The sequence below is a fragment of the Amycolatopsis sp. NPDC051102 genome, from assembly GCF_040682815.1.
GTDB lineage: Bacteria > Actinomycetota > Actinomycetes > Mycobacteriales > Pseudonocardiaceae > Amycolatopsis.
Genome location: NZ_JBFBBT010000014.1, coordinates 23,069 through 45,311 on the forward strand (window position 1 = coordinate 23,069; position 22,243 = coordinate 45,311).

19 protein-coding genes are annotated in these 22,243 nt (G+C 69.1%); 16 read left to right on the forward strand and 3 right to left on the reverse strand.

The features are described from left to right. Window positions 1–23 precede the first annotated feature (23 nt). On the reverse strand, window positions 24–779 hold the full coding sequence (locus AB0M93_RS31950; protein WP_364280207.1) for a glucose 1-dehydrogenase: 756 nt from the start codon (window positions 777–779) through the stop codon (window positions 24–26). Between the two features lie 89 nt (window positions 780–868). Continuing rightward, the gene (locus AB0M93_RS31955; RefSeq protein WP_364280209.1) at window positions 869–1,441 is read right to left on the reverse strand and encodes a dihydrofolate reductase family protein; all 573 of its coding nucleotides are present in this window, start codon (window positions 1,439–1,441) and stop codon (window positions 869–871) included. 303 nt (window positions 1,442–1,744) lie between these two features. On the opposite strand from AB0M93_RS31955, the gene AB0M93_RS31960 reads away from it, so the two are divergent. The 7 genes from AB0M93_RS31960 (at window position 1,745) to AB0M93_RS31990 (ending at window position 11,198) form a co-directional block, all read left to right on the forward strand. Next, window positions 1,745–3,331 (forward strand): 4-hydroxyphenylacetate 3-hydroxylase N-terminal domain-containing protein, encoded by a 1,587-nt coding sequence (locus AB0M93_RS31960; RefSeq protein WP_364280211.1) that lies wholly within the window; start codon window positions 1,745–1,747, stop codon window positions 3,329–3,331. Between the two features lie 104 nt (window positions 3,332–3,435). Continuing rightward, window positions 3,436–4,905, forward strand: coding sequence for a multicopper oxidase domain-containing protein (locus AB0M93_RS31965; protein ID WP_364280213.1), 1,470 nt, complete (start codon window positions 3,436–3,438; stop codon window positions 4,903–4,905). Between the two features lie 329 nt (window positions 4,906–5,234). Next, window positions 5,235–5,960: a DUF2306 domain-containing protein gene (locus AB0M93_RS31970; RefSeq protein ID WP_364280216.1), complete on the forward strand. Its 726-nt coding sequence runs from the start codon at window positions 5,235–5,237 to the stop codon at window positions 5,958–5,960. Between the two features lie 37 nt (window positions 5,961–5,997). After that, a complete protein-coding gene (locus AB0M93_RS31975) occupies window positions 5,998–7,419 on the forward strand; it encodes an extracellular solute-binding protein (RefSeq protein WP_364280219.1) in 1,422 nt (473 codons plus the stop codon). Window positions 7,420–7,739: 320 nt separating this feature from the next. Continuing rightward, a complete protein-coding gene (locus AB0M93_RS31980) occupies window positions 7,740–9,233 on the forward strand; it encodes an MFS transporter (RefSeq protein ID WP_364280222.1) in 1,494 nt (497 codons plus the stop codon). A 233-nt stretch (window positions 9,234–9,466) separates the two neighbouring features. Then, window positions 9,467–9,715, forward strand: a complete 249-nt coding sequence (locus tag AB0M93_RS31985) for a phosphopantetheine-binding protein (protein ID WP_364280225.1) — start codon at window positions 9,467–9,469, stop codon at window positions 9,713–9,715. A gap of 85 nt (window positions 9,716–9,800) precedes the next feature. Then, the gene (locus tag AB0M93_RS31990) at window positions 9,801–11,198 is read left to right on the forward strand and encodes an FAD-dependent oxidoreductase (protein WP_364280228.1); all 1,398 of its coding nucleotides are present in this window, start codon (window positions 9,801–9,803) and stop codon (window positions 11,196–11,198) included. A gap of 59 nt (window positions 11,199–11,257) precedes the next feature. Here the strand turns inward: AB0M93_RS31990 and AB0M93_RS31995 are convergent, their stop codons facing one another. After that, entirely contained in the window at window positions 11,258–12,280 is a 1,023-nt protein-coding gene (locus AB0M93_RS31995; protein WP_364280231.1) for an alcohol dehydrogenase catalytic domain-containing protein, read from the reverse strand. A gap of 408 nt (window positions 12,281–12,688) precedes the next feature. Here AB0M93_RS31995 and AB0M93_RS32000 point away from each other — a divergent pair, with 408 nt between their 5' ends. From AB0M93_RS32000 to AB0M93_RS32040, 9 genes are all read left to right on the forward strand, one after another. Continuing rightward, window positions 12,689–13,888, forward strand: a complete 1,200-nt coding sequence (locus AB0M93_RS32000; RefSeq protein WP_364280234.1) for an acyltransferase — start codon at window positions 12,689–12,691, stop codon at window positions 13,886–13,888. Window positions 13,889–14,081: 193 nt separating this feature from the next. Continuing rightward, window positions 14,082–15,329 carry an acyl-CoA dehydrogenase family protein gene (locus AB0M93_RS32005; RefSeq protein ID WP_364280237.1) on the forward strand — a complete coding sequence of 416 codons (1,248 nt, stop codon included), beginning with the start codon at window positions 14,082–14,084 and terminating at the stop codon, window positions 15,327–15,329. Window positions 15,330–15,481: 152 nt separating this feature from the next. After that, window positions 15,482–16,663: an acyl-CoA dehydrogenase gene (locus AB0M93_RS32010; protein ID WP_364280461.1), complete on the forward strand. Its 1,182-nt coding sequence runs from the start codon at window positions 15,482–15,484 to the stop codon at window positions 16,661–16,663. Between the two features lie 34 nt (window positions 16,664–16,697). Then, window positions 16,698–17,132 (forward strand): SgcJ/EcaC family oxidoreductase, encoded by a 435-nt coding sequence (locus AB0M93_RS32015; RefSeq protein ID WP_364280240.1) that lies wholly within the window; start codon window positions 16,698–16,700, stop codon window positions 17,130–17,132. 263 nt (window positions 17,133–17,395) lie between these two features. Then, a complete protein-coding gene (locus AB0M93_RS32020; RefSeq protein ID WP_364280243.1) occupies window positions 17,396–18,964 on the forward strand; it encodes an AMP-binding protein in 1,569 nt (522 codons plus the stop codon). Between the two features lies 1 nt (window position 18,965). After that, window positions 18,966–19,250 (forward strand): acyl carrier protein, encoded by a 285-nt coding sequence (locus tag AB0M93_RS32025; RefSeq protein ID WP_364280246.1) that lies wholly within the window; start codon window positions 18,966–18,968, stop codon window positions 19,248–19,250. A 3-nt stretch (window positions 19,251–19,253) separates the two neighbouring features. Next, window positions 19,254–19,625: an ectoine synthase gene (locus tag AB0M93_RS32030; protein WP_364280248.1), complete on the forward strand. Its 372-nt coding sequence runs from the start codon at window positions 19,254–19,256 to the stop codon at window positions 19,623–19,625. Window positions 19,626–19,640: 15 nt separating this feature from the next. Then, window positions 19,641–20,783, forward strand: coding sequence for an acyl-CoA dehydrogenase family protein (locus tag AB0M93_RS32035; protein WP_364280251.1), 1,143 nt, complete (start codon window positions 19,641–19,643; stop codon window positions 20,781–20,783). Between the two features lie 28 nt (window positions 20,784–20,811). Continuing rightward, a complete protein-coding gene (locus tag AB0M93_RS32040) occupies window positions 20,812–21,513 on the forward strand; it encodes a transglutaminase-like domain-containing protein (RefSeq protein WP_364280254.1) in 702 nt (233 codons plus the stop codon). Window positions 21,514–22,243 lie beyond the last annotated feature (730 nt).

Genomic DNA, 22,243 nt, shown 5'->3' on the forward strand with positions numbered 1-22,243 from the left:
GAACGGGCGATCACTCATGGCCGTCACATCGGGAAGGAACTCACCAGGCCGCCGTCGACGCCGAGGTCCTGACCGGTGATGAAGGAGGCGCGCTCGGACAGCAGGAAGGCCACCGCCTCGGCGACGTCCTCGGGCTTGCCGAGCCGGCCGAGCGGGTGGAGGCCGCGGATCATCTCCCGAGCCTGTTCGACCGGAGCGACCTCGTCGAACATGTCGGTCTCGATGAACCCGGGGCTGACGGCGTTGACGCGGATGCCCCGGCCGGCCAGATCGGCGGCGAGCGACCGGGTCAGGTTCGTCACGGCGGCCTTCGTCGCGGCGTACACCGACGCCGGTCCCATGCCGCGGTGGGCGAGACAGGTGCCGTTGACCACCACGGCGCCCGCGCCGTCGAACAGCGTCAGTGCTTTTTGGATGGTGAAGAACGCGCCCTTGAAATTGATACCGACGACGCGGTCGAAATCGGTTTCGGTGACCAGTGCGCTCGGGGCGGAGAAAGACACGCCCGCATTCGCGAAAATGCCGTCCAGGCGACCGAAGCCGTGCTGGATCCGGCTGATCAGTTCGTCGATGTCCGCGGTGCGCGACACGTCGGCCGCCACCGCCAGAACCCGTTCACCGGTGGGGTCGAGCTCCTTCGCCGCGGCGTCGATTTTCTCGACGCGGCGACCGGCGAGGACCACGTTGGCCCCGAACTCGACAAGCAGCCTCGCGGTGGCGAGACCGATGCCGCTCCCACCGCCGGTAACGAGAACGGTTTTGCCGTCGAATTCAGCCATGCAGCCAGCCTCACACCCGCCGACTTCAGCTGCATCTCCCGCATTGCGGGTTCATGAGCACAGTGGACGAATGTGAGGCCGGCCGCGGCTCAGCGCACCGTGCGGAAGGTCAGGTGGGTGACCGCGGGGGAGCTGACCACCGCGGCCTGCTCCAGCTTGACGTCGGGGCCGAGGTTGTCGAACAGTCGTTGCCCACCGCCGGTGAACGCCGGCACGACGTGGATCGTCACCTCGTCGACCAGTCCGGCCTTGAGGAACTGCTGGGGGACGTCCGCACCGCCCATCACGCGGACATCCTTGTCACCCGCCGTTTTCGTGGCCAGGTCGTACGCGCTCTGGATGCTGTCGACGAACGTGAACGGCTTGCCTTCGGCGAGGCCCTCCTCGTGGACGCTGTGCGACACGACGAAGACCGGCGTCTGGCCGTGCGGCCCGCCGTCGCCCCAGTACTTGAGGCTGTTGTCGTAGGTCCGCCGTCCGCAGATCAGGGCACCGAGGTTCTTCTCGGACTCGTCGATCACGCGCGTGTCTTCCTCGGTGCTGTGCAGGTACCAGTCGTGGAGCACGTCACCGCCCGTGCCGAGGCCCTCTTCCGGGTTGTCGTCCGGGCCGGTGACGTACCCGTCCAATGACACCGAGATATCAATGACTACTCGTCCCACTGCGTTTCTCCCGTTCGTGGTGGTGGGGCCGCGTCGTCCGTTCGGAACATGGCGGTGCAGCCCCCTCGACGTCACGACACGTTACTCGCCGATACGAATGGCGTACCGCGGAGGTGACCGTACTTCGCCCGTCCGTGAGGTGCCGCAAGCGAAATCGAGCAATTTCGAAGAAATCGCGACTTGCCGAACCGGTGCGAGTGTGGTGTCGGGCCGGAACACCGACCGCATCCGTGAAGAACTGCCCGGCACCGGCGGCAGCACAATGGGGATTCCGCGAGCGAGGTCTCATCGAGAGGATGTCCGATGGCCGAACCGGAGCACGGTCCCGCCGGTGGCGACGGCCCGTCCAGTGCTGGATCGCGTCCGTTGACCGGCGCCGAGTACCTGGAGAGCCTGCGCGACGACCGCGAGATCTACCTCTACGGCGAACGTGTCAAGGACGTCACCGCGCACCCCGCGTTCCACAACCCGGCCCGGATGGTGGCCAGGCTCTACGACGCGTTGCACGACCCGAAGACCAAGGACGTCCTGACCTGTCCGACCGACACCGGCAGCGGCGGGTACACCCATCGCTTCTTCACCACCCCGCACAGCGCCGAGGACCTCGTCGCCGACCAGAAGGCCATCGCGGCGTGGTCGCGGATGAGCTACGGCTGGATGGGCCGCAGCCCCGACTACAAGGCCGCTTTCCTCGGCACGCTCGGCGCGAACGCCGACTTCTACAAGCCCTACCAGGACAACGCGCGGCGCTGGTACAAGGAGTCGCAGGAGAAGGTCCTCTACTGGAACCACGCGATCGTGCACCCGCCGGTGGACCGCAGCCGCCCGCCGGACGAGGTGGCCGACGTGTTCGTCCACGTGGAGAAGGAAACCGACAGCGGCCTGGTCGTGAGCGGCGCCAAGGTGGTGGCCACCGGGTCGGCGCTGACGCACTACAACTTCATCGCCCACTACGGCGTGCCGATCAAGGACCGCAAGTTCGCGCTGGTCGCCACCATCCCGATGGGCGCGGCCGGCATGAAGCTGATCTGCCGGCCGTCCTACACGGCGACGGCCGCGGTGATGGGCAGCCCGTTCGACTACCCGCTCTCGTCCCGGCTGGACGAGAACGACACGATCCTCGTGCTGGACAAGGTGCTCATCCCGTGGGAGAACGTGTTCATCTACGGGAACCTCGGCAAGGTGCAGCTGTTCACCGGCCGGTCCGGCTTCCCGGAGCGGTTCACCTTCCACGGCTGCACCCGTCTCGCGGTGAAGCTCGAGTTCATCGCCGGGCTGCTGGCCAAGGCCGTGGAAGTGACCGGTGTCAAGGACTTCCGTGGCGTGCAGACCCGGCTCGGCGAGGTTCTGGCCTGGCGCAACCTGTTCTGGGGACTGTCCGACGCCGCCGCGCGCAACCCGGTGCCGTGGACCGGCGGAGCCGTCCTGCCCAATCCCGCGTACGGGCTGGCCTATCGGTGGTTCATGCAGATCGGCTACCCGCGGGTCAAGGAGATCATCGAGCAGGACATCGCCAGCGGCCTGATCTACCTCAACTCCAGCGCGGACGACTTCAAGAACCCGGAGATCCGGCCCTACCTCGACAAGTACGTCCGCGGCTCCGGCGGGATCGAGGCGGTCGACCGGGTCAAGCTGATGAAGCTGCTGTGGGACGCCGTGGGCACCGAGTTCGGCGGGCGTCACGAACTGTACGAGCGCAACTACGCCGGCAGCCACGAGAACACCCGCATCGAGCTGCTCTCCGCGCAGCTCGCCAGCGGTGAGGTCGACGGGTACAAGGCGTTCGCCGAGCAGTGCATGGCCGAGTACGACCTGGACGGCTGGACCGTGCCCGACTTGTCCTCGTTCGAGCACATGCGCGACATCCGCAACGGCATGATCAACGGCTGACGGCTTGGCCGCGCGCCATCGAGCAATCTGCAACAAGACACCGGTCGACCACGGTGGAATCTTGTGCAGTACATCACAAATCGTCGCAAATCACTGGGGATCAGATGCTGAACAGGCGAAAGCTGTTGACCGTCGGGGGTGCCGCCGTCGGCGGCGCCTTGCTCCTCCCGAAAAGCCTCAATAGTTCGTCCGCCGAGGCGAGTGGCGTCGGCCCGGTCGGCGATCCGCACGCGCACCGGCTCTACGACAACACGGTGCGCCCGCACACGAAGAGTGCCGCGTTCACCGAGCCGATGCCCGTGCCGCGGGTGCTGTCCCCGTTCAAGGGCGACCCGGACATCGACTTCTACCGGCTGCCGATCAGGCCGGCGAACGTCGAGGTCCTGCCCGGCGTGCAGAGCCCGCTGCTGACCTTCGACGGCGGCTTCGTCGGCCCCACCATCAAGGCCAAGACCGGGCGGCCGGTGTCGGTCACGTTCACCAACCAGCTCTCCGAGGCGGCCAACGTGCACCTGCACGGCGGCCACGTCCTGCCCCAGGACGACGGGCACCCGATGGACGTCATCGCCCCCGGTGGCTCGCGCAACTACATGTACCCGAACACCCAGCAGGGCGCCACGCTGTGGTACCACGACCACAGCCACCACACCGAGGCGCGGCACGTCTACCACGGGCTGCACGGCTTCTACCTGATCGAGGACCCGTCCGAGCAGAGCCTCGGCCTGCCGAGCGGGCAGTACGACGTGCCGATCATGCTGCGTGACGTGCTGATCGACGCGAACGGCAACCTGGTGGACGGCGCCGAGCCCGACCAGGTGAACACGTTGCTGGCCAACGGAAAACCGCAGCCTTACTTCCAGGTCGCGGCGCGCAAGTACCGCTTCCGGCTGCTGAACTCCGCGATCCACCGCCAGTTCAACCTGAACCTCGGCGGCGTCCAGATGCTCCAGATCGCCTCGGACGGCGGCCTGCTGCCGGCGCCGGTGCCGCGCACGGAGATCGAAATCACCGCGGCCGAGCGCGTCGAGATCGTCGTGGACTTCTCCCGCTTCCCGGTCGGCACCCAGATCGTCATGAACGACACCATCGGCCCGGTGCTCCGGTTCGACGTCGTGCGCACGGCCACCGACAACAGCCGGGTGCCCAGCACGCTGCGCCCGCTGCCGGCCCTCCCGCCCGCGACGGTCACCCGTGACATCCGGCTGTCCTTCGACGTCTCCGGCTCGGTCCCGGTCGGCCTGATCAACGGCAAGCCCTACGACCCGACGCGCGTCGACATCCAGATCAAGCGCGGCACCACCGAGATCTGGAACGTGACCAACGCGGACCCGATCGAGTTCGACGCCGCGCACAACTTCCACATGCACCTCGTGCAGTTCCGCGTGCTGTCGCGGGACGGCGGGCCGCCGACGGTGAACGACATGGGGCGCAAGGACACCGTGTCGCTGCCGCCGACCAAGTCGGTGCAGCTGCTGGCCACCTTCGGCGACTACCTGGGCCGCTACGCCTACCACTGCCACTTCCTGGAGCACTCGGCGCTGGGCATGATGGGGCAGATGGAGATCGTGGCCTAGCTCCGTCGTTCGTGAGCGAGTCCAGCGGGGGGTGCCGGCGTCCATCGACGCCGGCACCCCTTCGCTTTGCGCACCGCCGCGATGACGGCGTGCCCGGCCGGCGCCACTCCTCGTGAGCACAACTCCTCCCGTGCCGCCGCCAGCGCACGCAGGGAGGCGACGTGGTGCAAGGCCGGTGTGACGATGGGAACGGAGCGTTATGCCCGATTTCACCGACTGGAGCAACGGATGAGCCGACGAGGCGAACCCCGCGCCCGCGCCGTGCTGTCCGTAGCGGATCTTCCCGGCGCGTGCGATGTCCTGCGTCTCTCTTCCTGCAAGGAGCAACAATGACACTCAACATCGAGGACGTCGACGAACTCAAGGCGCCGGAGCCGCAGCGGCCGCGCACTCCGCAGGCCGAGGCTCCGTCGAAGCCGTTCTGGCGGCGCCCGTGGATCCTCCCGCTGTTCGCCATCACCGCGTTCTGGCTGTACATGCAGATCGAGCCGGTCGCCGGGGTGCCGGAGGACCAGCTGCAGATCCCGCCGCACGAGAACTTCCCCGCCTACTACCCCCTGCTGATCACGCACATGTCCTTCGGCACGGTGACGGTGCTGACCGTGTGCCTGCAGCTGTGGCCGTGGCTGCGGATCAACCACCCGAAGTGGCACCGGGTGAGCGGCCGGCTCTACATCGTCGGCGCGGTGGTCGCCGCGATCTCGGGTCTCATCATCGTGTGGTGGGCGCCGATCCCGGGTCAGCTCGGCGGCGCGGCCATGTTGCTGTTCTGGCTCGGCATCACCACCGCCGCGTACGTGACGGTGCGCCGCGGGAACTACGTGCTGCACCGCCGGTTCATGCTGTACAGCTTCGCCGTGCCGGCCAACAACTTCCTGGCCTTCTTCACGTACCTCGCGATCGACAAGTTCCACATCCAGATCGACTTCGCGTACTTCCTGGAATACGCGCGGTGGGTGCCGTGGGTCCTGAACTTGATGCTGATCCAGGCGTGGCTCTACCACACCGAGAAGCGCCCGGTGACGGGGCCGTCCGCCGTGCGCTCGCGGCGCTGACCGGCACCGGATTGTTTCGGCTCGACTGGAGGAAATGATGCGCCGAAGTCGGTTACTTGTCGCGGCCTCGCTCGCCGCAGTTGCTTCGCTTGTCCTGGGCGCGTCCGGGGCCGCTGCCGGCGCGCCGGCGAGCGCCCGGAAGATCGTCATCAACACCCTGTTCTCCATCTACGACTTCCCCGGCCTCGACACCACGCTGATCAAGCGCGGCAAGGAGTTCGAGCAGGCGCACCCGCAGTACCAGGTGAACGTGAAGTTCGCCTACTACCAGCGATTGCCGGAGGACGTGGAGAAGGCGGCGCTGGCGGGGGAGACGCCCGCCATCGCCTCCTACAACATCTCCGGCACGCAGTTCGCGCTGGACACGCTCGACCAGAACGGCAAGCCGGCGTTCACGCCGGTCGGCAAGGCGATCGCCGGCCGCAAGAAGATCCTCGGTGAGCCGGTCGTCGTCGACGACCTGGTGCCGGCCGGCCGCCGGTACTACAGCAGGGCGGGCGACATGTTCGCCATGCCGCTGAGCCTTTCGACGCTGCAGCTGTACGTCAACAAGACGCTGCTGGACAAGGCTGGTGTCAAGACGATTCCGCGCACCTACGCCGAGATGAGCGCGGCGTGCGCGGCGCTCAAGAAGCTCCCCGGCGGCCCGAAGAGCTGTATGGCCCTGGCGAACGAGGGCAAGCTCTACATGCAGGCGCTGGCGCAGCAGGGGGTGAACTTCGCCAACCACGACAACGGGCGCTCCGGGCGGGCGACGACCGTCGCCCTCAACTCGCCCGCCCTCGTCGACTACGCCACGTGGTGGCAGCAGATGTACCGCGACGGGAACTTCCTCTACTCCGGACAGATGGAGGACTGGTCCGGCACCTTCGGGGCGTTCGCCTCGCAGGAGGTGGCGTTCACGGTGACCTCGTCGTTCGCGATCAACTACGGCGTCGACGCGGCGAAGGCGGCGAACTTCGAGTTCGTGGTCGCTCCCTCGCCGGCCAAGCAGGTGCCGTACGCGGGCGCGTGGCTCGGTGGTGAAGGCATGTACCTCGCCGCCGGTCTCGACGACGCGACCCGGGACGGCGCACTCGCGTTCACGCAGTTCGTCGACAACCCGAAGAACGGCGCCGAATGGCACCGGGCCTACGGCTCCTCCCCGGTGACCAACGGCGCCTACCAGGAGCTGAAGGCCGAGGGGTACTACAAGGACCACCCGCAGCACCTGGCGACCGTCGAGCAGATCAACGCGACCACGTCCGTCTCGGGTGGACAGAGCCCGCTGGTCGGTGGCTTCGCGGGGATCCAGCAGTCGCTGATGCGTGCCGTCGACGACATCCTCGAGAAGAACGCCAACCCGTGGGAGCGGTTGACCAGGGCGGACTCCATCGCCCAGGAGCTGCTGACCGACTACAACGCCCACTGCGTCGGACCGGGCCTGCGCCCGACGACCTGTTTCCTCCTGGACAGCTGAGGTGACCACGCAGGGGCCGGCCGGGACGTTCCTGGCCGGCCCCTGCGTGTTTCGGCGACCATCCGGCACCACGCCGTCAACCGGTCGGGGACGGGGAGCGCAACTTGAAAGATGCTCCCGTGCGCCGGCAGAGAGGACTCTGTGGCAGTAAGTGCACGAAGCGCAACGAAGTGGACACGGAAGCGATCGTGCTCGTGAGTGGCCACGATCATCAGCAAAATGAAGGGATCAGCAAAGTGACCGCCCTTGATGACGCACCGACAAAGGCCGGGAGGAGGGAGTGGCTCGGGCTGGCAGTGCTGGCCTTGCCCACTTTCATCGTGGCCATCGACTTGTTCGTCCTGCTGCTCGCACTGCCGCATCTGGCGTCGGATCTGCACGCAGGCGCGAACCAGCAGCTGTGGATCACCGACATCTACGGCTTCGTGCTGGCCGGCTTCCTCGTCACGATGGGCACGCTCGGCGACCGCATCGGCCGCCGCAAGCTGCTGATCATCGGTTCGCTGGCGTTCGGGATCGGGTCGGTCGCGTGCGCGTACGCGCCCAACCCGGAGACCCTGATCGTGGCGCGGGCAGTGCTGGGCGTCGCCGGTGCGACGCTGATGCCGTCGACGATGGCGCTGATCGCCACGCTGTTCACGAACCCGAAGCAGATGGCCACCGCGTTCGGCATCTGGGCGGCGACCTTCACCCTCGGCGCGATCTTCGGCCCGGTCATCGGCGGGGTCATGCTGGCCCACTTCTGGTGGGGCTCGGTGTTCCTGCTCGGCGTGCCGATCATGCTGGCGCTGGTGATCGTCGGTCCGAAGCTGCTGCCCGAGTTCAAGAACCCGGCGGCAGGCAAGATCGATCCGACCAGTGTGGTGCTCTCCCTGCTCGCGTTGCTGCCGACGATCTACGGCATCAAGGAACTGGCCAAGGAGGGCCTCGAGCTGTTCCCCGCCGCGTCGCTGCTGATCGGCATCGGGTTCGGCATCGCGTTCGTCCGCAGGCAGAACCGCATCGAGAGCCCGCTGCTGGACATGCGCCTGCTCCGCAACCGCACCATCGGCGGCAGCATCGTCGGCATGCTCTGCTACACCAGCTTCGGTGGCGGTCTGCTGATGCTGATGCTGCTGTACTTCCAGCTGGTCGGCGGCCTTTCGTCGGTCCAGGCCGGCGCCGCGCTGGTGCCCGGCATGGTCACCGGTGCGATCGGCTTCCAGGTGATGCCCAAGCTGGCCGCGCGGTTCCGGCCCTCCTACGTGATGGCGGGCGGCATGATCGCCGCGGCCATGGCGTTCGTCACCATGACCCAGGTCGACGCGAACTCCGGGAACTGGCCGCTGATCATCGCGTTCGCGGCGTCGTCGCTGGTCGGTGTGGCGATGCCGGGGCTCGGCGCCAACCTGATCGTCGGCTCGGCTCCGCCGGAGCAGGCCGGGTCGGCGGGTTCCCTCGCCCAGATGGCCAACGAGTTCGGCTCGACGCTGGGCCTGGCCATCTACGGCACCATCGGCGCCGCGGTCTACCGGGCCGCGGTCGCGCTGCCACCCGGACTGCCGGCCGGCACGGCCGCCGAGGCCGGTGACAGCGTCTCCGGAGCGGCCGCGTCGGCGGCCGGGCTCTCCCCGGAAGCCGCTGCCGCCCTGATGGCGCCGGCCAGGGAGGCGTTCGTGACCGGGCTGAACACGGTGGCCACCATCGGCATCGTCGTGCTCCTCGGGGCCGCGGCCTTCGTCGGTATCCGGATGCGGCACGTGCCCCCGTTCGGCCAGGCGGAAGCCGCACCGGCCGATGCCGCACCGACCGAGGCCGCACCGGCCGAATCCTGACAGTCCTGACAGTTTTCACGGTTCCAGCGAACAGCGGCGGCGGGTTGCCACAACGGCAGCCCGCCGCCGCTGTCGTGCGTTGCCGGCGGCGCCGCGGCGGTTCAGCACAGCGCGAGAAGAGGTCCACAGCGGGCTGAAGCGACGATGGAGCAGTGAGTCCGTCGGCTCCGTTCCTCGAGTCACTGTCCCTTCGGGACGGTTGACGCGATCGGCAGGACAGTGGGAGGCAGTGCATGAGCAGCAATATCGCGCAGAAGGTCGAGGAGATCTGGCGGGCTGCGCTCACCGTGCCGGACGGGCAGGAGGACGCCACCTTCTTCGAGCTGGGCGGCGAGTCCATCTCCGCGGTCCGGATCGCCTCCCGGATCGAGGAGGAGCTCGACGTCTGGATCGATGTCGGCGACCTGTTCGAGGACGACCCGAACCTCGCGGCGCTCGTCCAGAGCGTGACTGCCAAGGCCGAGGACGCCTCGGCGGCCTGACGGCGATTCGCCCCGAGCCGACGGCCGGAGCATGCGGACCAACGCGGTGAGCTTCGGCTGCATCGTGACGCAGAAAGGAAACACGATGAACTCGCAAGCTGGGGTCCGTGCGGTCGTCCTCGGTGGCAGCATCGCCGGCACGCTCGCGGCGCGCGTGCTGGCCGAGTCCTATCAGGACGTCGTGGTCGTCGACCGGGACAAGCTGCTCGGCGTGCGGGTGGCCCGCAAGGGTGCGCCGCACGCCCACCACGCCCACGGGCTGCACGCCAGGGGCCACCTGATCCTCGAGGACCTGTTCCCCGGCCTCACCGACGAGGTCGTGGCGGCCGGCGCGTTCACCACCGACCTCGGCCGGATCCGGTGGATCTTCAACGGCAGGCGCGTGAAGCCGGCCGACACCGGGCTCGTGACGGTGGCCCCGTCCCGGCCGGTGCTCGAGAACCACGTGCGCACCCGGGTCGCGGCGCTGCCGAACGTCACCTACCTCGAGGAGCACGACATCCTCCGCCTGGTGACCACCGGCGACCACCGGCGGGTCACCGGTGTCGTGGTGCGCCGGCAGGCCGACGACACCGAGGTCGTGCTCGACGCGGACGTGGTCGTCGACACCACCGGCCGCGGCTCGCGCACCCCGGCCTGGCTCGACGAACTCGGCTACGAACGCCCGGAGGAGGAGCGGGTCAAGGTCGGCCTCGCCTACACCACGCGCCACTACCGCGTCGGCCCCGAGCCGTTCGACGGCGCGCAGTCGATCGTCCCGGTGGCCTCGCCGGCACATCCCCGCGGCGCCTTCTTCGGCCAGCTCGGCGGCGGTGTCTGCGTCCTGTCGCTGACCGGGATCCTCGGCGACCACCCGCCGACCGACCCGGAGGGCTTCCTGGAGTTCGCGCGCACGCTGCCGGTGCCCGACGTCTACGACGCGGTGCGGGACGCGCCCGCACTGGAGGATCCGGTGAGCTTCCGGTTCCCGGCGAGCGTGCGCCGCCGCTACGAGCGGCTGACGCGGTTCCCGGCCGGCCTGCTCGTCCTCGGCGACGCGTTCTGCAGCTTCAACCCGGTCTACGGCCAGGGCATGACCGTCGCCGCGCTCGAGGTGCTGGCGCTGCGGGAGCTGCTGCGTTCCGGCGACGTCGCGCCGCTGCCGTTCTTCGCCGCCATCTCGAAGGTCATCGACGCGCCGTGGGACATCTCCGTCGGCGGCGACCTGTCCTACCCCGGCGTCGAGGGACCCCGGCCCGCCAAGGTCAAGATCGCCAACGCCTACATGGCACGGCTGCAGTACGCGGCGACCAAGGACCCGAAGGTGACCGAGGCGTTCATGCGGGTGGCCGGCCTGATCGACCCGCCGGAGGCGTTGTTCAAGCCGGGGACCGTCCGCCGGGTGCTGCGCCACGCGTTCCGCACTCCGGCGCCGGGCCCGTCCTGGCTCGACACCGCGCCGCCGACCGGCGCCCGGCCGAGGGATCTGCCGGAAGCCGCCTGACCCACCGCACACGAAGGCCGGGTCACCTCGAGCGAGGTGACCCGGCCTTTTGTGTCGGCTCAGTACTGGATGACGGCGCGGAAGCGCACCTCGCCCTTGCTGACCTTCTCGACGGCCTCGGCGATGTCCTCCTTGGCGAAGGTCTCCACGAGCGGGGTGACCTTGCCCGTGGCGGCGATGTCGAGCGCCTCCCGCAGGAACTCGGGGCCGTTGTGCGTCGCGCCGAGCACCTTCTGGTCCAGCGCGAAGAACGGGTGCGTCGCCGCGCTGGGAATGGCGAACGCGTTCTGCCCGTCGATGCCGGCGAGCACCAGCCTGCCGCCGACCCGGAGCCCGGCGAGCGACTCCGCCGCGGCGACGTGGGACGGGTTCGTCGCGATGATGACGTCGGCCCCGCCTGCCTCCTGCAGCTGCCGGCCGTCGGCGACGACCAGGTCCGCGCCGAGGTCGCGGGCGAGGTCGTGCTTGTCCGGCGACGTCGTGATCGCGACGGTCTCGAAGCCGCACGCCTTCGCGTACTGCACGGCGAGGTGGCCGAGCGCGCCGATGCCGGCCACGGCGATCCGCTCGTGCGGCTTCACCTCGGCCGCGCGGATGGCCGACCAGCTGGTGTAGCCGGCGCAGAGCACCGGCGCGGCCAGCACGTCGCTCAGTGCGTCGGGGATGCGGACGGTCTGGTCCGCGGCCACGACCATGTACTCGGCCTGGCCGCCTTGGACGGTGAAGCCGGTCGAGATGGGCGCGGCGCACAGGAGTGCGGCCGTGCCGCTCACCGGCCTGCCGAGCCGGCAGTAGTCGCACCGCCCGCAGGTGCCCCGGATCCAGGTGACGCCGACGCGGTCGCCGACCGCGCGGGACGTGACGCCCGCGCCGGTTTCCACGATCTCGCCGACCGGTTCGTGGCCGGGGATGGCCGGGGAGATGGCCGGGAACGGGATGTACCCCTTGGAGGCGGCGATGTCGTTGCCGCACAGCCCGGACGCCCGCACCCTGATCAGCACCTCGCCGGGGCCCGGTGCGGGGGTCGGCACGTCCTGGATCACCCACTCGGCGTTCACTTCCGGAATGACCGTTGCCTTCATCCGACCTCCTAGTTCGAGAACCCGGGAGCAGACCGACACGGCGTCCCGGCCGCCTCGGGGAGCGGGGGTCCTTCGACACGCGAGCCCGTCAGGCGACGCACCCATCATCACCACGCCGGTGCGCGGGTGGGTCTTCCACCGTGCGGATCCGGGCGCGGTCCAGCGGCGCTCCAGTACGAGTGGGAAACGGGCAGCCACGGAGCACGCTGGAAGAGGTCGGCGGGCAAAGCCGCGAGGAAGAATGCACAAGACATCGAAATGTTGTCTGTCGCGTTGGCATTTCGCACAACGCCGGATTCGTGGGTTGGCGGTTCACCAACCAGACGCCGACGAGTCACAGCGTAACACAACTTGGCAGCGCGTGACTAATCGGCGACGGACAGTTCGTGAGAAATGGAGACACGCCAGATGGACAGAACGACGAAGGGTGGGGCGGGGGCGTTACGCACCGGATCCCGGCCGGCGCAACTGCGCTCGCTGACGGGCATGCGGTTCCTCGCCGCGTTCATGGTCTTCGCCTTCCACACCGGGTTCATCGGCATGTACCCCGGTGTGCAGGACACGATGAACAAGGTCCTGTGGCAGGCGGGCTTCCTCGGCGTGGGCTTCTTCTTCCTGCTGAGCGGTTTCGTGCTGGCCTGGTCGTCCCGGCCGTCCGACACGACGCGCGCCTTCTGGCGCAGGCGGATCTTCAAGATCTTCCCCAACCACCTGACCACCTTCATCGCCGCGGCCCTGCTGCTGGCGTTCGTGGACGGCGTCGTCCTCAACGGACGGGACGCGGTCCTCAACATCTTCCTGATCCAGTCGTGGGTGCCGGACATGAACGTCCGGGGCAACTACAACGGCGTGGCGTGGTCGCTGTCCTGCGAGCTGCTGTTCTACATCTCCTTCCCGCTGGTGATGCGGTGGATCGACAAGATCCGGCCGGCTCGGCTGTGGACCTGGGTCGGCGCCCTGGTGGCGGTCATCTTCACGATCCCGTTCCTGGCCATGCTGTTCCCGTCGGCGCCGCTGCTGCCCTACTCCGACGTGACCGACATGGAAATCTGGAGCATCTACCAGGCTCCGCTGCCGCGCATGCTGGACTTCACCGTCGGCATCCTGCTGGCCCGCATCGTCCTGACCGGGCAACGGCTTCCGCTCGGGCGGGCCGGCGCGGCCGTGCTGGTCGCCGTCGCCTACGTCGCGTCGCAGTTCGTGCCGCACACCTTCGGGCTGGTGGCGCTGATGGTCGTGCCGCTCGGCCTGCTGATCGCCGCGACGGCCAAGGCGGACGCGGAGGGCAAGAAGAGCTGGCTCGCCAGCAGGCCGATGGTCTGGCTCGGTGACGTGTCGTTCGCCTTCTACATGTGGCACAGCCTGCTGCTGTGGTACGGCTACATGACGGTGTTCGGCCCCGCGACGACCCTTGGCGGCGCGCTCGTCGAAATGGCGGCGATCTTCGTGGTCACGCTGTTCGTCGCGTGGCTGCAGTACTCGCTGATCGAGCGCCCGATCATGCGGCGCTTCTCGGTGTCCAAACGCGACAGGGAGAAGAAGGCGAAGGAGCTCGCGGCCACCGTCGTCCCGATCAAGCCGCCGGACGACGGCCGGGCCGCCGCGTAGCCGTCCGGAACAGGAGAAGCCCCCGTCGGCCGACCGGCGGGGGCTTCTCCTGTCGTGGCCGGACGCGCACACCGGCAATCGGGGAGATGCGGCCGGTACCGGGTGAATGTGATGATCCCAGACGGGAGTTGATGCGCCCACGAGTGGACGAATTTCGCACAGTGTTGCCCCTCGAGAAAAGGATCGCGCAGCGATGACAGTATCGGCGATTAATCCTGCCAACGGATATCCGCTGCCGCCGGAACCCGATCTCACCCCGGCGGACGTGATCGCGCGGGCAGAGACGATCGCCCCGACGCTGGTCCCGCGGCAGGCCGAGGTCGAGGACCGGACCTACTACGCGGCGGACGTCCACGAGGCTTTCTCGAAGGCCGGCTTCTACCGGATCCTGGTGCCTCGCCGGTACGGCGGCTACGAGTTCGGCGTCGACACGTTCTTCAAGGTCGTGCGGACGCTCGCGCGGGGCTGCCCGTCGACCGGGTGGATGTACTGCCTCGGCGCGGTGCACGCGGTGTTCGCCGCGACCGTGTTCCCGGAGCGGGTGCAGGAAGAGATCTTCTCCGTCGGTGACTTCATCGCACCGTCGACGGTGCTGCCGAACGGCACCGCGGAGCGCCACCCCGACGGCGGCTGGATCGTCAACGGCACGTGGGGCTACTGCTCCGGCGCGCCGTACGCCACCCACTTCATCGGCCACACGCTGGTCGCGCCGGAGGAGGGCGACGAGCCGGAGGTGCTGCTGTTCGTCGTGTCGAGCGACCAGTTCCGCCGGCTCGACGACTGGGGCCGCCAGCTCGGCCTCAAGGGCAGTGGCTCGCACAGCCTGGTGATCGAGAACGCGCACGTCCCCGACGACCGGACGCTGCCGATCCACCAGAGCCAGTACCAGGTCACCCAGGACACGCCCGGCGTGCGGCTGCACATCAACCCGCAGTACGGCGGCGGCCCGGTCAGCTTCGCCTTCCTCGAGGCGGCGTGCCTCGCGGTCGGGATGGCCCAGGGTGCGCTGGACGAGTACGAGGACCTGATGCGCACCCGCACCACCATGTTCCCGCCGATCGTCCGCCGTGCGGAGGACCCGGACTTCCAGCGCTGGTACGGAGAAGCCACCGGCAAGGTGGCGACCGCGGAGGCCGCCGTCGCCGGAACGGTGTCCCGGTGGCAGGACCTGTGCGCCGAGGGGCCGCAGGCGTTCACCGCTGAGCAGGACTGGCGCATCGCCACGATGTGCCGCGAGGTGATCCGCCTGAGCTGGGCCGCGGTCGAGCAGCACGTGTTCCCGACCGCCGGTTCGAGCTCGGTGAGCAAGGGTCAGCGCATCGAACGGGTGTGGCGGGACATGTCCACGCTGCAGAGCCACGCCGGCATCGCCGTCGCGATGAACACCATGGCCAACCGTGAGCTCGCCAAGGCGCGGTTCGGTATCGAAGACCCCCACTGACTCGCGGATCCAGTGCGCCAGCGGGAAACCGCAAATCCGGAGACGCCCAGGCCACCCCGCCCGGGAGAGGCTCGAACCGAAGACCCGCGGATGCCGGCCGAGCCTCGCGCGACCAGGTGTTCGTTCCCGTCCGCTTCCGTTGCTTGGAGGATATCTTGGCTACCACGATCCCCGCGCGCGAGGAACTCGTGCGCAAGGCGTCGGATCTGATTCCGCTCCTGCGTAAGCACGCGTCCTGGGCCGAGGAGAACCGCAGGCTGCACGACGAGTCCATCGAGGCGCTCGCCGACGCCGGTGTGTTCAAGTTCCGCCGGCCCAAGCACTACGGCGGGTACGAAGTGGACAGCCAGACGCTGTTCGAGGTCGGCACCGCGCTCGGTCAGGGTTGCGGCTCGACCTCGTGGGTGGCGTCGGTGTACTGGATCCCGACCTGGATGGCCTGCCAGTTCCCCGACCAGGTGCAGGACGAGGTGTTCTCGACGCCGGACGTGCGGGTGTGCGGGACGCTCAGCCCGTCGGCGATGGCCAAGCCGGTCGACGGCGGCATCCTCGTGAACGGCAAGTGGGGCTTCATCAGCGGCGCGCACCACGCGCAGTGGCAGGAGATCATCGCCATCCTGGTCCCGCCGGACGGCGAGCCGTACCCGGTGATGGCGCTGGTGCCGCTGTCGGAGCTGTTGGTCATCGACGACTGGCACACGTCGGGCCTGCGGGGCACCGGCAGCGTCAGCACGGTGGCGCGGGACCTGTTCATCCCGGCGGAGCGCGTCCTGCCGCTGCCGGCCGTGCTGCAGGGCCAGATCGCCTCCAAGCGCAACGCGTCGTCGCCGGTCTACCGCGCGCCGCTGCTGCCGGTGGCTTCCGCGGCGTCGGTCGGCACGCTGGTCGGCATGGCGAAGGGCGCCCAGCACGCGTTCATGAGCCGGATGCCGGAGCGCAAGATCACCTACACCGCCTACGAGAGCCAGCGCGACGCGCCGATCACCCACTTCCAGGTGGCCGAGGCGGCGAACAAGACCGACGAGGCGGAGTTCCACGCGCAGCGCCTCGCGAAGCTGGTCGACACCAAGGCGGAAGAGGGCACCGAGTGGAAGCTGGAGGAGCGCGCCAGGTCGCGTGCCGACGTGGGCGCCACCGTCCGGCTGGCCAAGGAGGCGATCGACATCTACGCCACGGCGAGTGGCGGCTCCTCCATCTACAGCGGGATCCCGATCCAGCGGATCAACCGCGACATCCAGGCGGTCAACCAGCACGCGCTCATGCACCCGAACACCAACGCCGAGCTCTACGGCCGGGTGCTGTGCGGGCTCGAACCCAACACCCTCTACATCTGATCCGGTTCGTCGACCACCAGAGAGGAATTCCAGTATGACCACCGATTCGGACGCAGCCGCGATCGCCGCGCTGACCCAGCGCATGGTGGCCGGGTGGGCTTACGGGGAGGCGGACACGATCGCCGGCCTGTTCGTCGAGGACGGCACCCTGATCCTGCCCGGCGTGTTCTGCAACGGCAAGGAGGAGGTCCGCTCCTACTTCGCCGACGCGTTCGAGGGCCGCTACAAGGGCACCCAGGTCGTCGGCAAGCCGATCAGCATCCGGACGCTCGGACCGGACGTCGCGATCCTGCTGAGCCACGGCGGCGTGCTGGAGCCGGGCGAGACCGAGGTCTCGGAGAGCAGCGCGATCAGGGCATCCTGGCTGGTCGTCAAGCACGACGGCGAGTGGCGGCTGGCCGCGTACCAGAACAGCCCGCGCCACGACGCGAGCGCGGCACGTGGCGGCGCCGCCGACCGCGCCGCCTGATCCGGAAAGAGGAGCACGGGGCCGTTGTCCGCCTGAGCGGGCAACGGCCCCGTTCGGCATGTCGCCGGCCGCTGCCCGGGGAACCGCGCGGTTGCGGCGGTGGGAGTCCTGGTCGGACGGTCCACGCGGGACTGCGTTGAGCCGAGCGGAGCCGCACTGCGCGAGAAGCCAGTCGCTCCGGCCCGAAGCTACGGTGATGTTCATGCGGTGCTCGGGCCGGGCGCCGCGGGAGTCCGATGTGGACTTCTCGTGGGGGATCTGGGGTGACTGGTTGGCGCGCGACGGTGGTCGCCGCGCGCCCGGCTGGGTTGGAGACCATTGTGCCGTACTCGCGTTCGCTGCTCGGCTGTCTGGCCGACTTCGCCCGCAACCGGCCGGAGTCGACCGCGCTGGTGATGGGCGGCGACCGGGTGTCGTACGCCGAACTGTGCGCCATGACGATGTCCGCCTACAACGGGCTCACGGCGCTGCAGCTGCCGTCGGACGCCCGCGTCGCGCTGCACGCCGCGAAGACCCCGCGCACCGTCGCGCTGATCGTCGCCTGCCTGCTCGCGCGCCGTCCGTTCATGCTGCCCTCCACCGAGCTCGGTGCGACGGCGTTGGAAGAGCTGCTGGAGAAGGCGGACTGCACCGACGTGCTGACCACGGAGCCCGGCGCGGGCGTCGGTGGGCTGCGGGTGCACAAGATCGACACCACGGCCGTCCCGCCGGACGGCGACCTCGCCGGGCTCGACGGCATCACCGGTCCCGACGTCAGCCCCGACGCGACGTCGTTCATCTTCACGACGTCCGGCTCCACCGGGCTGCCGAAGGTGGTGCCGCTGAGTTTTATGGCGGTGGAACGGTTCACCGAGTGGGCGGTCACGAAGTTCCGCCTCCGGCCGGGCACCGTGGTGCTGAACTACGCGCCGTTCAACTTCGACCTGTGCCTGCTCGACCTGCGTGCGACGTTCAAGGCCGGCGGGACGACGGTGCTGGTCGAGCCCGAGCGGGCGACCAACGGCAAGCACCTCGCCGAGCTGATCCGCACCGAGTCCGTCGAGGTCGTCCAGTCCGTCCCGATGCTCTACCGGCTCCTGGCCGACGCCTACGACGGCGAGCCGTTCGAGACGGTGACCCACGTGATCGTGACGGGCGACAAGATGCCGGCGAAGCTGCTCCCGGAGCTGCCGCGGCTGTTCCCGAACGCCCGGTTCTACAACATCTACGGCGCCACCGAGACCAACGACAGCTTCATCCACGAGATCACCGGCGACCTGACCGCCGCGGGCCCGCTGCCGATCGGCCGTCCGCTGCCCGGCGTCGCCGCGCTCGTAATCGACGCCGACGGCGAAGTCGTCGACGGCCCGGCCACTGGTGAGCTGCTCGTGTCGACGCCGTTCCAGACGGCCGGGTACGCCGTCGGCGGCGGTGCGGACAAGTTCGTCGAACGCGCCGACGGCCGTGTCTACTTCCGCTCGGGTGACCTCGTCCACCGCGACGCCGACGGCGTGTTCACCCTCGTGGGGCGCAACGACTCGCAGGTCAAGGTCCGCGGCGTGCGGGTCAACCTCGACGAGATCGAGCAGGTCCTGCTCGGGCACGAGCGGATCGCCGGCGCGGCGGTGGTCGCGGTGCCCGACGACGTCGCGGGGCTCGTCATCCACGCGGTCGTCCGCCGCGACACGACCGAGCCGCTCGGGGTGCTCGCGCTGCGGCAGTTCTGCCGTGAGCGGCTGGCACGGGCCGCGCTGCCCACCACGATCCGCGTGGTCGACGACCCGCTGCCGACGACGTCGACGGGCAAGACCGACCGCAAAGCCGTCATCCGAGACCTGTTGAACGGGAGCTGACATGAGCAGTGCCGACCGGATCAAGCAGTACGTCCTCGACGAGTTCCTGCCGGGCGTCGCCCCGGAGGAGCTGGAGGCCGACTACGACCTGCGCGCCAACGGCGTGATCGACAGCCTGGGCCTGCTGCGCGTGGTCACCTGGCTGGAGGCCACGTTCGAGATCCCGATGGAAGAGGTCGAGATCGTCGAGCAGGACTTCACCTCCCTCACCTCGATCACCCGGTTCGTCGAGCTGCACTCGGCGGCCGGTCAGTCCGATGTGGACTATTTGGGAAAGGCGGCCTGAACAGTGATCATCCGCAAACTTTCCGAGACCGAAGGCGTGGAGTGGGGCAACGGCTTGAGCCACCGTTTCCTCACGTTGCGCGACGGCATGGGCTACACCGTCACCCATACCGTCGTGCGGGCCGGCAGCGACTCGGCGCTGGAGTACAAGAACCACCTCGAGGCGTGCTACTGCATCGCCGGCAGCGGCAAGGTCATCGACTCCGCGGGTGACGAGCACGTCATCGAGGTCGGCACGCTCTACGCCCTCGACAAGCACGACCCGCACCACCTGATCGCGTCGCCGCACGAGGACCTGGTGCTGGTCTGCATGTTCACGCCGGCCCTGATCGGCGACGAAACGCACGACCTCGAGTCCGACTACTCCAACTACTGAGCCGGAGCTCCCCCGATGCAGCAGTGGACCGACAAGCAGCGGGCGCTGCGGGACGGCTACGCCGAAGCCTTCCAGGCGTGGGGCGCCGACCACCTCCGCCGCGACCGCGAGGCGGAGTTCGCCGGCGGGCTCTGGCCGGAGATCGGCGCCTCGGGGCTGTTCGGCCTGCCCTTCGGCACCGAGCACGGCGGCGGCGGGCACGACCTGCCGACCACCATGTACGCGCTGGAGGGCCTCGGCTACCACTGCCGCGACGGCGGGCTGAACTTCTCCATCTCGACCCAGCTGGTCAGCACCGGCGTGCCGATCCAGCGGTTCGGGAGCCAGGAGGTCAAGGACCGGTTCCTGCCGCGGGTGGTCGACGGCTCGGTGATCTGCGCGCACGCGATCACCGAGCCGGACGGCGGCTCCGACGCCGCCGCCATGCAGACCACGGCGGAGCTCCGCGGCGACGACTACGTCCTCAACGGCCGGAAGTTCTTCATCACCAACGGCCCCGTCGCCGACGTCGTCCTGGTGTATGCCCGGACGTCGCCGGGCACCGGCCCGCTCGGCATCAGCGTGTTCGCCGTCGAGCGGGGCACGCCGGGGTTCGAGGCCGGGCCGCCGATCGACAAGATGGGCCTGCGCACGTCGCCACTGGGGAACCTGACGTTCACCGACTGCGTGGTGCCCGCGGCGAACATGGTCGGCCGCCGGGGCAAGGGCTTCCTGCTGCTCGACTACGTGATGAAGTGGGAGGTGCTCCTGTCCTTCGCGATCAGCCTGGGTGCCATGGAGTTCCGCCTGGAGCAGAGCATCGACTACGCGAAGACCCGCAAGCAGTTCGGGGCGCCGATCGCGTCCTGCCAGCTGATCGCGGCCAAGATCGTGGAGATGAAGATCGACCTGGAGACCACCCGCAACTGGTTCTACGACACCGCGCGGCGGTTCGAGGCCGGCGAGGACGTGATGGTCGACGTGGCCATGGCGAAGGTGCTGGCCAGCGAGGCCAACGTCCGGTCCGCGACCAACGCCGTGCAGATCTTCGGCGGTCGCGGCTACCTCAGCGAGTTCGGGATCGAGAAGGAACTGCGCGACGCCACCGGCGGCACGATCTATTCGGGCACGTCGGAGGTCCAGCGGGACAAGGTCGCCAGAATGCTCGGAGTGCGCTGACCAGCGCCGGAACCGGAAGAAGGACGACATGGCGGCCGAGACGCCTCCGCAAGACCTGCTCGGGGTCACGCAGTTCCTCGACTACGACCACCCGGTCGTGCAGGAGTTCGTCAAGCAGGCGCTCGGCGACGTCGAGCGCACCCAGACCGAGAAGGCGGTCGCACTGTACTACGCGGTCCGCGACAAGCTGCACTACGAGGTCTACGGCGCGGCTCTGAGCCGCACCGGCCTCAAAGCCAGCGCGATCATCAGCCGTGGCCGCGGTTTCTGCGTGCACAAGTCGATCGTGTACGCGGCGGTCTGCCGAGCGGCGGGCGTCCCGAGCCGCATCGCGCTGACGGACGTCCGCAACCACCTGGCTTCTCCGAGGCTGCGCGAGCTGGTGGGCGGCGACGTGTTCCGCTTCCACGCGCTGAACTCGGTGTACCTGGACGGCAAGTGGGTCCGCGCCACGCCGGTGTTCAACAAGCTGCTGTGCCGGCTGTACGGCCTCACCCCCCTGGAGTTCGACGGAACGGCGGACAGCATGTCGCACCCGTACGACAGCAAGGGCCGCAGGTACATGGAGTTCCTGCACGACTACGGCGACTTCGACGACTTCCCGTACGAGCTGGTGGTCGAGGGCATCCGGTCGGCACACCCGGCCCTGTTCGCCAGCCGCTACGAGACGACGGACGGCTCCCTCGTCGCCGAAGCGGCCGACGAGACCGGCCGCGGCAAGGCCGCGTAACCGCACGGCCACGCAGGGAGAGGTGCGGTTCGCCGGCGCACGGCGGACCGCACCTCCGTCGCGCACGAGGTGCCGTGCCGTTCGTGACCAATCCGACCACAGCCACGGTCGAACGGCCTCGTGGCAACGGTTGGCGCGCACGGGACGCCGGTGAGGTGGTTCGCCCACCAGGCGCCGGCGATCGGCGGCTGGGTGACGGCGCAGACCCCCGAGGCGACCGCCGCCGCGTCGGTGTCCCAGCCGGGCGGTGGCGCCGGTGCCCGCGGTGATGACGGTGCGGCCGTCGGACCGGACCCGACCGAGCCGACGTGGTCCAGGTGGCCGGGGAGCGTCGCTTGGAGCGCAGGGCCGCGCGGATCGGTGATCGTCCGAGGGCGGCCGTGCCGTCGTGGCTCGCGACCGCGAGGCGGTGGCCGTCCAGGCTGAAGCCGCCCGAGCTGCAGGTGTTGCTGTGGCCACCGGCCCGGCAGCCCCCTCCGCCACCCGGAGTGCCGGCCGTGGCCCCCACGCCGGCGAACCTGCCGCGCTACGCGGCCACGGCCACCGTCACGGTGTCCGCCGCCAGCGCCATGGCGGGGGCAAGGGGGAGTGACCACCCCGCGGATCGGCGAGCCCGCAGTGACCGCCGGCCCGGCCGGCGGCTCGCTCACCGTCGGCAAGGGCGCACTCGTGACCGTGCTCGGCTCCGACCTGCCGGCCGGCCATCTCACGGACCTCGGGCACGGCCGAA

Excerpts from the sequence above, each read along its gene's own strand:
- AB0M93_RS32035 (WP_364280251.1), top strand. The coding sequence starts at position 19,641 with ATGCAGCAGTGGACCGACAAGCAGCGGGCGCTGCGGGACGGCTACGCC.
- AB0M93_RS31995 (WP_364280231.1), bottom strand. The coding sequence starts at position 12,280 with ATGAAGGCAACGGTCATTCCGGAAGTGAACGCCGAGTGGGTGATCCAG.
- AB0M93_RS31975 (WP_364280219.1), top strand. The coding sequence starts at position 5,998 with ATGCGCCGAAGTCGGTTACTTGTCGCGGCCTCGCTCGCCGCAGTTGCT.
- AB0M93_RS31965 (WP_364280213.1), top strand. The coding sequence starts at position 3,436 with ATGCTGAACAGGCGAAAGCTGTTGACCGTCGGGGGTGCCGCCGTCGGC.
- AB0M93_RS31990 (WP_364280228.1), top strand. The coding sequence starts at position 9,801 with ATGAACTCGCAAGCTGGGGTCCGTGCGGTCGTCCTCGGTGGCAGCATC.
- AB0M93_RS32025 (WP_364280246.1), top strand. The coding sequence starts at position 18,966 with ATGAGCAGTGCCGACCGGATCAAGCAGTACGTCCTCGACGAGTTCCTG.
- AB0M93_RS31970 (WP_364280216.1), top strand. The coding sequence starts at position 5,235 with ATGACACTCAACATCGAGGACGTCGACGAACTCAAGGCGCCGGAGCCG.
- AB0M93_RS31960 (WP_364280211.1), top strand. The coding sequence starts at position 1,745 with ATGGCCGAACCGGAGCACGGTCCCGCCGGTGGCGACGGCCCGTCCAGT.
- AB0M93_RS32000 (WP_364280234.1), top strand. The coding sequence starts at position 12,689 with ATGGACAGAACGACGAAGGGTGGGGCGGGGGCGTTACGCACCGGATCC.
- AB0M93_RS32005 (WP_364280237.1), top strand. The coding sequence starts at position 14,082 with ATGACAGTATCGGCGATTAATCCTGCCAACGGATATCCGCTGCCGCCG.
- AB0M93_RS32040 (WP_364280254.1), top strand. The coding sequence starts at position 20,812 with ATGGCGGCCGAGACGCCTCCGCAAGACCTGCTCGGGGTCACGCAGTTC.
- AB0M93_RS32015 (WP_364280240.1), top strand. The coding sequence starts at position 16,698 with ATGACCACCGATTCGGACGCAGCCGCGATCGCCGCGCTGACCCAGCGC.
- AB0M93_RS31950 (WP_364280207.1), bottom strand. The coding sequence starts at position 779 with ATGGCTGAATTCGACGGCAAAACCGTTCTCGTTACCGGCGGTGGGAGC.
- AB0M93_RS31985 (WP_364280225.1), top strand. The coding sequence starts at position 9,467 with ATGAGCAGCAATATCGCGCAGAAGGTCGAGGAGATCTGGCGGGCTGCG.